Source organism: Paenibacillus sp. cl123, from assembly GCF_900101595.1.
Classification (GTDB): Bacteria; Bacillota; Bacilli; order Paenibacillales; family NBRC-103111; genus Paenibacillus_G.
The window spans coordinates 147,717-156,343 of record NZ_FMYY01000015.1 but is presented as its reverse complement, the minus strand read 5'-3'; the positions used below and the strand labels follow the sequence as shown (position 1 = coordinate 156,343).

Annotated in this window: 8 protein-coding genes and 2 pseudogenes; 7 read left to right on the top strand and 3 right to left on the bottom strand. The window is 55.1% G+C overall.

What is annotated here, in order from left to right:
- Both BLR08_RS21195 and tnpA read right to left on the bottom strand, forming a co-directional pair.
- Positions 1–264, bottom strand: a pseudogene (locus tag BLR08_RS21195) (RNA-guided endonuclease TnpB family protein); the annotation flags it as partial.
- Between the two features lie 4 nt (positions 265–268).
- Positions 269–668, bottom strand: a pseudogene (gene tnpA / locus BLR08_RS21190) (IS200/IS605 family transposase).
- A gap of 319 nt (positions 669–987) precedes the next feature.
- Between tnpA and BLR08_RS21185 the strand changes: the two are divergent.
- The 4 genes from BLR08_RS21185 to speD all read left to right on the top strand — a co-directional run bounded on the left by BLR08_RS21185 (position 988) and on the right by speD (position 4,965).
- A complete protein-coding gene (locus tag BLR08_RS21185; protein WP_072331123.1) occupies positions 988–2,217 on the top strand; it encodes a quaternary amine ABC transporter ATP-binding protein in 1,230 nt (409 codons plus the stop codon).
- Positions 2,192–3,025: an ABC transporter permease gene (locus tag BLR08_RS21180; RefSeq protein ID WP_072331125.1), complete on the top strand. Its 834-nt coding sequence runs from the start codon at positions 2,192–2,194 to the stop codon at positions 3,023–3,025. The genes BLR08_RS21185 and BLR08_RS21180 overlap by 26 nt, the downstream gene beginning before the upstream one ends.
- A gap of 3 nt (positions 3,026–3,028) precedes the next feature.
- Positions 3,029–3,955 carry a glycine betaine ABC transporter substrate-binding protein gene (locus tag BLR08_RS21175; RefSeq protein WP_072331127.1) on the top strand — a complete coding sequence of 309 codons (927 nt, stop codon included), beginning with the start codon at positions 3,029–3,031 and terminating at the stop codon, positions 3,953–3,955.
- 170 nt (positions 3,956–4,125) lie between these two features.
- On the top strand, positions 4,126–4,965 hold the full coding sequence (speD, locus tag BLR08_RS21170) for an adenosylmethionine decarboxylase (protein ID WP_072331129.1): 840 nt from the start codon (positions 4,126–4,128) through the stop codon (positions 4,963–4,965).
- Between the two features lie 224 nt (positions 4,966–5,189).
- On the opposite strand, the gene BLR08_RS21165 is transcribed toward speD, so the two are convergent.
- Positions 5,190–5,429 carry a DUF6953 family protein gene (locus tag BLR08_RS21165; RefSeq protein ID WP_072331131.1) on the bottom strand — a complete coding sequence of 80 codons (240 nt, stop codon included), beginning with the start codon at positions 5,427–5,429 and terminating at the stop codon, positions 5,190–5,192.
- A gap of 248 nt (positions 5,430–5,677) precedes the next feature.
- Between BLR08_RS21165 and BLR08_RS21160 the strand changes: the two genes are divergently transcribed.
- The 3 genes from BLR08_RS21160 to BLR08_RS21150 all read left to right on the top strand — a co-directional run bounded on the left by BLR08_RS21160 (position 5,678) and on the right by BLR08_RS21150 (position 8,578).
- The gene (locus tag BLR08_RS21160; protein WP_072331132.1) at positions 5,678–6,739 is read left to right on the top strand and encodes a Gfo/Idh/MocA family protein; all 1,062 of its coding nucleotides are present in this window, start codon (positions 5,678–5,680) and stop codon (positions 6,737–6,739) included.
- A 14-nt stretch (positions 6,740–6,753) separates the two neighbouring features.
- Positions 6,754–7,596, top strand: coding sequence for a Gfo/Idh/MocA family protein (locus BLR08_RS21155; RefSeq protein ID WP_072331134.1), 843 nt, complete (start codon positions 6,754–6,756; stop codon positions 7,594–7,596).
- Between the two features lie 70 nt (positions 7,597–7,666).
- Positions 7,667–8,578: an AraC family transcriptional regulator gene (locus BLR08_RS21150; RefSeq protein ID WP_072331136.1), complete on the top strand. Its 912-nt coding sequence runs from the start codon at positions 7,667–7,669 to the stop codon at positions 8,576–8,578.
- Positions 8,579–8,627 lie beyond the last annotated feature (49 nt).

Below are 8,627 nucleotides of genomic sequence, written 5' to 3'. Positions count from 1 at the left end.
GTAGTACACTCGCTTTTTTAGAATGGAACGCTTCTTATTCTTCACGGACTTCTGGAAGATGCTTCTTGCATCACGAATGAGTTGATTCTTAACGGCAGAGGGCAAATTCGCATCGATGTTCTTTGAGGTTAGCTTCGGAAACGTTCCAGATGCTTCGGCTTGCTCAGTCAAAAGATTAACCGTCCGAATGTATTCATTGCCCATATTCACCAATACAGAAGGGTTGGATGGAAAAATACGGATTTGAACAGTGACCGTCTGCATGTCTTCACCCCCTCTTCTTTTGTTCTTCCACATACCTTTTGATGGTTTCGCTTGAAACGTTTCCTGCCGTACTGACAAAGTAGGAACGTGTCCAAAGAGAAGGCAGATGCTTCAGGTGCTGGAACGTTTCACGGAGAAGACAAGAAGTTATTCCTTTCAATTTCGCCATGATGTCAGCGGGAGAGTCAGTTGGCAGGACATTCAGAAAAATAGGCACATGATCGGGCATCACTTCCATGGCGATAAGTATCCAATCGTTTTCAGCGCATATTTCCTAGGCGAGCTCTTTGAACTGAATCTCTACCTGATTGACTAGCACTTTACGCCTGTATCTCGGGCAAAACACAACATGATAGTTGATTAATGATAACGGTCGTTTTAGTAGTTCTGTACGATTGTCCCACAACAACATGGTATCAGTTCGATGGATATACGACAACAAATTCGTGTATCCATGTAGGACAATTAAGCCAGCCTAAAGGCTATCCCTTGTCCTAAGCCAATTCATCCCGCGGCTGAAGCCACGGTCTTTCTCGCCTATTTTCTATAATGTAAAGATGGTGCGGCAAGCGGACAGATACGAGTATAATCTACATCGTAAATTTTGTACAGTTTTTTCTGTACATACTGAATAAACGGAATTTATTGTTGACATATGAGGTTCCTTTTCTTTACACTTAATAAGGCACGAGAGAGAAACTCGAACGAAAAAGGGGTGAGCTTGTGGCCATTATAAATGTGCATCAGGTGACCAAAGTATTTGGTCCCGATCCCGACTCCGTTCTCCCTTTGCTGAAGCAAAAGTGGACGAAGGAGCGGATTTACAGAGAAACCAAGCATACCGTGGGCGTCAATGAGGTTAGCTTTTCCGTAGAACCGGGCGAAATTTTTGTCATTATGGGACTGTCCGGCAGCGGCAAGTCGACGCTGGTCCGGCTGCTGAACCGGCTGATCGACCCCACGCACGGCAAGATCGAAATTCACGGGCAAGATATCGTCGGCATGAACGCCGAAGAGCTGCGCCAGGTACGCCGGCAGAGCATCAGCATGGTATTCCAGAAGTTCGCGCTGTTCCCGCATCGTACTGTCGCACAGAACGTGGAGTACGGGCTTGAGGTTCAGGGCGTGGAGAAGAAAAAGCGGCGGGCCAAAGCGCTGGAATCGCTTCAACTGGTCGGCTTGCAGGATTGGGCGGACAGCCTGCCCTCCCAATTAAGCGGAGGGATGCAGCAGCGGGTGGGGCTCGCCAGAGCGCTGGCCAACGACCCGGACGTTCTGCTGATGGACGAAGCCTTCAGCGCGCTCGATCCGCTGATCCGCAAGGATATGCAGGATGAGCTGCTCGAGCTTCAGGAGAAGATGAAGAAGACGATCATCTTCATTACGCATGATCTGGACGAAGCGCTGAGAATCGGCGACCGGATCGCCTTGATGAAGGACGGCAGCGTCGTGCAGATCGGCAAGCCGGAGGAAATTATGATGAATCCGGCCAATGCCTACGTCGAGCGGTTTGTGGAAGATGTGGACCTGTCGAAGGTGCTGACCGCTTCTTCGGTCATGCGCCGCCCCGAGACGATCGGGATCGACCGCGGGCCGCGGGTCGCGCTGCAATTGATGCGCGAAAGCGGAATTTCCAACCTGTTCGTCGTCGACCGCGGCAAGAAGCTGCTCGGCGTCATTACAGCCGAAGACGCCTCTGCGGCAGTCCGTGACGGCCGGGGGCTGGAGGACATCGTAATCGCCGATGTTCCTGTGGTGTCCCCAGAGCGGATGCTGTATGAATTATTTGAAATATGCGGGACGTCCAAATATCCCGTAGGCGTAGTGGATGCCAACCGCCGCATACTCGGGGTTATCGTCCGCGGAGCCGTACTCGGGGCGCTTGCCGGACATCCGGTCGCCAATCAGGAAGAAGAGGTGAAGCCGCATGATGCCGAAGCTGCCCTTGGATGAATGGGTGGAAACGGGCGTAGACTGGCTCGGCTCCAACCTGTCGTTCTTCTTTGAGCTCGTCTCATCGGCGATTGAGGGGATCGTCAACGGCTTGTCGGCCGCCTTTCATTTCCCCCCTTCGCTCGTTCTGATCTTGCTGATCGCCGCCTTGGCCTATTATCTCGGCAAATGGCCGTTTGCGTTGTTCGCTGCCGCGGGCTTGCTGCTGATCGATAATCTCGGCTTCTGGAGCCACACGATGGACACCTTGGCCCTCGTGCTAACTTCGGCGCTGATCTCGATTCTGATCGGCATCCCGGTCGGCGTCTGGTGCGCCCAGAGCGACAGGATGCGCAATATATTCACGCCCATGCTGGACTTCATGCAAACGATGCCGGCCTTCGTGTACCTGATTCCCGCCGTTACCTTCTTCGGCCTCGGCGTCGTGCCGGGCGTGATCGCATCGGTCATTTTCGCCGTGCCGCCGACGATCCGGCTGACCAATCTGGGCATCCGACAAGTAGCCGAGGATCTTGTGGAAGCGGCGGACGCGTTCGGCTCGACGCCGGGACAGAAGCTGTTCAAGCTGCAATTCCCGCTGGCTATGCCGTCGATTATGGCCGGCGTCAACCAGACGATCATGCTGGCGCTGTCGATGGTCGTCATCGCTTCGATGATCGGCGCCCAAGGAATCGGTGCGGATGTATACCGGGCCGTGACCCAGATCAAGACCGGGCAAGGCTTTGAGGCCGGACTTGCGATCGTCGTCCTGGCTATTCTGCTTGACCGCATCACCCAACATATCATGAAGAAGAAAAGGAGCGTTTAATCGATGATGAAACATGCGATGAAATCATTCATGCTCGTAAGCTTGACCAGTCTGCTCGTTCTTGCCGGCTGCGGCACCAAGGAAGGGGCTCCCGGGGATGCCTCTGCGGGAGGAGCTTCCGGAGGCGCAGCCTCCGTGGGCGCTCAGGTCAAGCATGAGGTTATCGGGATCGACCCCGGAGCCGGCCTGATGAAGCAAAGCGCTCAGGCACTGAAGGATTACGAGCTGACGGACTGGAAGCTTGTCGAGGGCTCAGGCGCAGCCATGGCCGCCGCTCTGGACAAAGCCTACAAGGATAAGAAGCCTATTATCGTGACAGGCTGGACTCCCCATTGGATGTTTGCCAAATATGAGCTGAAGTATCTGGAAGACCCGAAGGGAACGTTCGGCCAGGATGAGCAGATCCATACGGTCGTCCGCAGCGGGCTCAAGCAGGATGCCGGCTCCGCTCACACGATGCTGGACCGGTTCGAATGGACGCCGGACGATATGGCGGTTGTGATGTCCGCCGTAACGGATGGGAAGAAGCCGGAGGAAGCCGCCGCCCAGTGGGTGAAGGATAACGCGGACAAGGTGGACGGCTGGGTGAAGGATCTGCCCCAGGATGCGGGCAAAAAGCTTAAGCTGGCCTATGTGGCCTGGGATTCGGAGATTGCCAGCACGAACGTGGTCAAGATCGTATTGGAAGAAAGGCTTGGCTATAAGGTAGAGATGCTGCAGGTCGAAGCGGGTCCGATGTGGGCAGGCATTGCCGACGGCAGTGCCGACGCGATGGTCGCCGCCTGGCTGCCGACGACGCATAAGGACTATTTTGACAAATATACGGGCAAGTTCGAGGATCTCGGTCCGAATCTGAACGGCACCAAGCTGGGCCTTGTCGTTCCCTCCTATATGGACATCGATTCGATCGAGGATTTGAAGACAAAGTAATGATAGGGCGAGTACGAGGGGATGGGGCCGGAAACGGCTCCTTTTTTCTATAGCGTTCCGGCAAGATTTCTTGTATGCGCGGCGATTCGCCGTGAGTGCGGGTTAGTGAATTCTTCCCTCGCTTTCTTGGGTAATATATAGGAATACAAGAGAAATGAGGGAAGCTTATCATGACATTGACGCACGAACAACGCATTACGCTGCACGGCTTCAATAATTTGACCAAATCGCTCAGCTTCAATATGTACGATATTTGCTACACCCGGACCAAGGAGGAGCGGGAAGCCTATATCGCCTATATCGACGAGCAGTACAGCTCGGAGCGGCTGAAGCGGATTCTGCAGACGGTAACGGATATCATAGGCGCGCATGTGCTGAATATCGCCCAGCAGGACTATGTGCCTCAGGGGGCCAGCGTGACGATCCTCGTCTCCGAAGGACCTGTGGTCGAGGTGCCGAACGAGTCGTTCGACGAATCGCCGGGGCCGCTGCCCGAATCCGTCGTCATGCAGCTCGATAAAAGCCATATTACGGTACATACGTACCCCGAATATCATCCCGATGAAGGGATCAGCACGTTCCGGGCGGATATCGACGTCTCCACCTGCGGGGAAATTTCGCCGCTGAAGGCGCTGAATTACTTGATTCATTCCTTTGACACCGATATTATGACGATCGACTACCGCGTCCGCGGCTTCACCCGGGACATCCATGGCTACAAGCTGTTTATCGATCACGATATCAGCTCTATCCAGAACTACATTCCGGACAAAATCAAGCGCCAATACGACATGATCGATGTTAATGTGTACCAGGAGCATATCTTTCATACAAAATGCAAGCTGAGAGCCTTCGATTTGAACAACTACCTGTTCGGCTATACGAAGGACAAGCTCTCCCCCCGCGAGCAGCAGGAAATTACCGAGCGCCTGCAAACCGAGATGGACGAAATTTTCTACGGAACGAACATGCAGCGCGGAGAGGTGGATGACGAGCAGGATGAATCGTAAGAACGGATGACATGGAAAGCGGCCCGAGTCGGTCGCTTTTTGCGCATGAAGCGGCCAAAGATCATCCTTCTGCAACCCGAAACGAAGTTCGGCTCAACGCAACCCCGCAAGTTTCTGCGGCTTACTTCCGGCTGAAGCGGCTGCCACTATCCTCCTAGCCACTCCTTCGCGCGTTCATCGCTTGGTGGTCGTGCCGTACGAAATGAAACGCACAGCCTCTCCTCCTACGTCCAACCCCAGAAAAAACCGTCCCGGTCCCAGGCGACACGTCCCCGGTGCATTTTTTTGAACAGCTTCTTTACTTCCTTGTCGATCGATTCATGCCCGTTGTCATTGATATAAATAAAGGATTCTCCGAAATGCTCGCGAATATGGGCAACCGCCTGCGTCTGATGCAGGATGCCCCTGTTTCGCACCTCCTCCAGCATCCAATGGGCCACTTGCTCGGCTGATACCGTGGTCATCTGTATCGCTCCCTGTCTTCTTGCGTATTTGTTTTCATTGTATCAGGATATCCTTCGCAAGCCAAAAAAGACAAATCGGGATAAGTTCAACCTCGAACTTGTATGTGTTCAGATTTGCGGTATCGGTCTACAATGAACTTGTCGGCAGCAGCCAAATTGGTCAACTTGTCCGACTGGTTCGGCCGGCTGCCCGGAAACCGTTTGTATCACTCAATTTCATCTATCACTCAATTTCGGAGGGATTTGTCATGAGTACTATTAAGGTCGCCATTATCGGCTGCGGCTCGATAGCCAACAACGCGCATATCAAGGCTTATATGGCCAACCCGGATGCGGAAATCGTTTATTTCTGTGATAAAATAAAGGAGAGAGCCGAGAAGGCTGTAAGCGATTACGGCTGCGGCCAAGCGATCGAGGACTATCGCGTGATCCTGGAGGATCCCGAGGTAGAAGCAGTGTCCATCTGCACGCCGAACGACGTGCATGCCGCCATCTCCATCGACTGCCTGCGCGCGGGCAAGCATGTGCTGTGCGAGAAGCCGGCCGCCAGAACCTATGCGGAGGCGCTGGAGATGCAGAAGGTGCAGCATGAAACCGGCAAAGTGCTGAATATCGGCGTCGTGAACCGGTTCAATACGGGTGTCAATATTATCAAGAATATGATCGCGGGTGGCGAGCTCGGCGAAATTTATCATGTATACGTCAGCTTCCGCTCGCAGCGCTCGATCCCGGGCCTCGGCGGAGCGTTCACGACCAAGGCCATCGCCGGCGGCGGCGCGCTGATCGACTGGGGCGTTCATTTCCTCGACATCGTCATGTACTGCTCCGGCGATCCGAAGCCGCTGACCGTAACAGGTCAAGCGTACAGCAAGCTGGGACGCGAGATGGAAAATTACTCGTACATCAACATGTGGGCCGGTCCCCCGAACTATAACGGCACGTACGATGTGGACGATTTCGTTACGGCGATGATCCGTACGGAGGGTCCTAGCATTACCTTAAACGGAGCTTGGGCGCAAAATATCGGCGTAGACGAGATGTATATCGACTTCCTCGGCGACAAAGCCGGTATCCGGCTGCAATACGGTCAAGACTTCAAGCTCTACAGCGCGCAGCACGGCGCCCTGCTGGAGACGACGCCGAAGTTCAATTCCAAAGAGATGTTTCAGAGTGAAATCGACAGCTTCCTCCGCTGCATCCGGACTGGCGAGAAGCTGCCCTCCCATATCGATACGGTCATCTTGTCATCCCAGATCATCCAGGCGATCTATGACTCGTCCGACCTGCGGGCGGAAGTTTCGTTCGAGTAAGGAGGCGGTCCTCTGTGCAAACGAAGAAAATCGGATTCATCGACTATTTCCTGGACGAATGGCATGCCAATAAATATCCGGAGTGGCTCGCTGCAGCTTCCCAAGGGAGCATGAAGGTCGCCTACGCCTACGGCAAAAAGGATTCCGACACCGGCCTCAGCAATGCGGCCTGGTGCGAGGCTCATGGCGTAGAGCTGCTCAGCTCCATCGAAGAGGTTGTCCGGCTCAGCGACTACCTGATCGTGCTGTCTCCCGACCATCCGGAGCAGCACGAGGAGCTGGCCCGGCTGCCGCTGGAGTCCGGCAAGCCGACCTACGTTGACAAGACGTTCGCGCCTGACCGTGCGGCGGCGCTCCGCTTGTTCGACCTGGCGCGCCGGCACGGCACGCCGATGTATTCCTCCTCGGCGCTGCGCTTTGCCGAGGAGTACAAGACGGCGGCGCGCGAAGGGATCGACGCGATCGCCAGCATCGGGCCCGGCAGCTTCGACACCTACTCGATCCATCAGATCGAGCCGGTCGTCTCCTTGCTCGGCAGCGATGCGCAGCGTGTCATGTTCATCGGCACGCCGGCATCCCCGGCGCTGCTGATCGAGTTCGCCGGCGGCCGCCAGGCGACGATCCGCCATCTGAGCGGAGACGCGCCCTTCCAGCTGGCCGTCAATTACGGCTCCGCCGGCAGCGCTGTCTTGAAGCCGGAGTCGAATTTCTTTCAATTATTTATGCAGGATCTGGTGCGGTTTTTCGAAACCGGCCAGCCAAGCGTCGATGCCGCGGAGACCGTCGCGGTCATCACGATTATCGAGTACGGCTTGAAGGCCGCGTCGGCTCCGTTTCAGTGGGTGGAGCTGCCTTAATCCTTAACGGTCAGCAATCGAATCGCGGGACGGGGAAATGAGATCGATATGGCGGGGGTTCGGACAAACGATGAAGGATAAACGCAAGGCAGGCTGCCACTTTCACTTCGATAATAACTTTGCCCAAGGGCAGTCTACTTTCGGCGGCATCGATCTGTATCAGATCGGCGAAATCTGCTGCGAGAGCGGGTACGAGATCGGTCCGCATCTCCAGTTTTGCCTGGAGCTGAGCTGTATCGTGTCCGGCAGCGGGTACTTCATCATCGACGATGAGCAGGTAGCCGTGCGGGAGGGGGATTTGCTGTTCAACGCAACCGGCCATATGCACACGATCCGCACCGATGCGGCCGGGCCGCTGCGCTTTGTGTATATGGGTTTTATGTTCAATACTTCGGCTGAGGCGGAGTTTGCGGAGATGGAGCGCTTTTTCCAATCGTCTCCCTATCACCACGCCCGGGACAGCTACAATCTGATGATGCCCTTCATCCGCAATATCGACGAATTTTACTCGCAGAAGCCTCACTCCCGGATTCTGATCCGCAACTATCTGGAGGAAATCATCGTGCTGGCCTACCGAACCTTCACGGAAAAGGGCGGCCCCGCCACCCGGTATGCCCCGGCGAAGTCCAAGTCCAATTCGGTCGGCTATACGGTTTACTCCGTCATCCGTTACGTCGAGAATCACATCTTCGAGCTGAAGAGCATCCGGACGATGGCCGAGCAGCTCGGCTACAGCTACACTTATTTGTCTCATACGTTCAAGGACAAGACCGGGATGACGCTGCAGCGGTACATCAATCACAAGAAGGTCGAGAAGGCGCTGGAGCTGCTGAGATTCGGCGGCATGTCCATCACCCAGGTCGCGGACCGGCTGCAGTATGAGACGGTTCAGTCGTTCAGCAAGGCATTCTCGCGGATCATGGGCTGCTCCCCCTCGCATTATGTCGCCCAGCAGCGGGAAGACAAAGCGCAGGCGGAGTAGCGGCAGACGCTGTTCGAGAAGGCGGCGCTTCATTGCATTTAACCTCCGT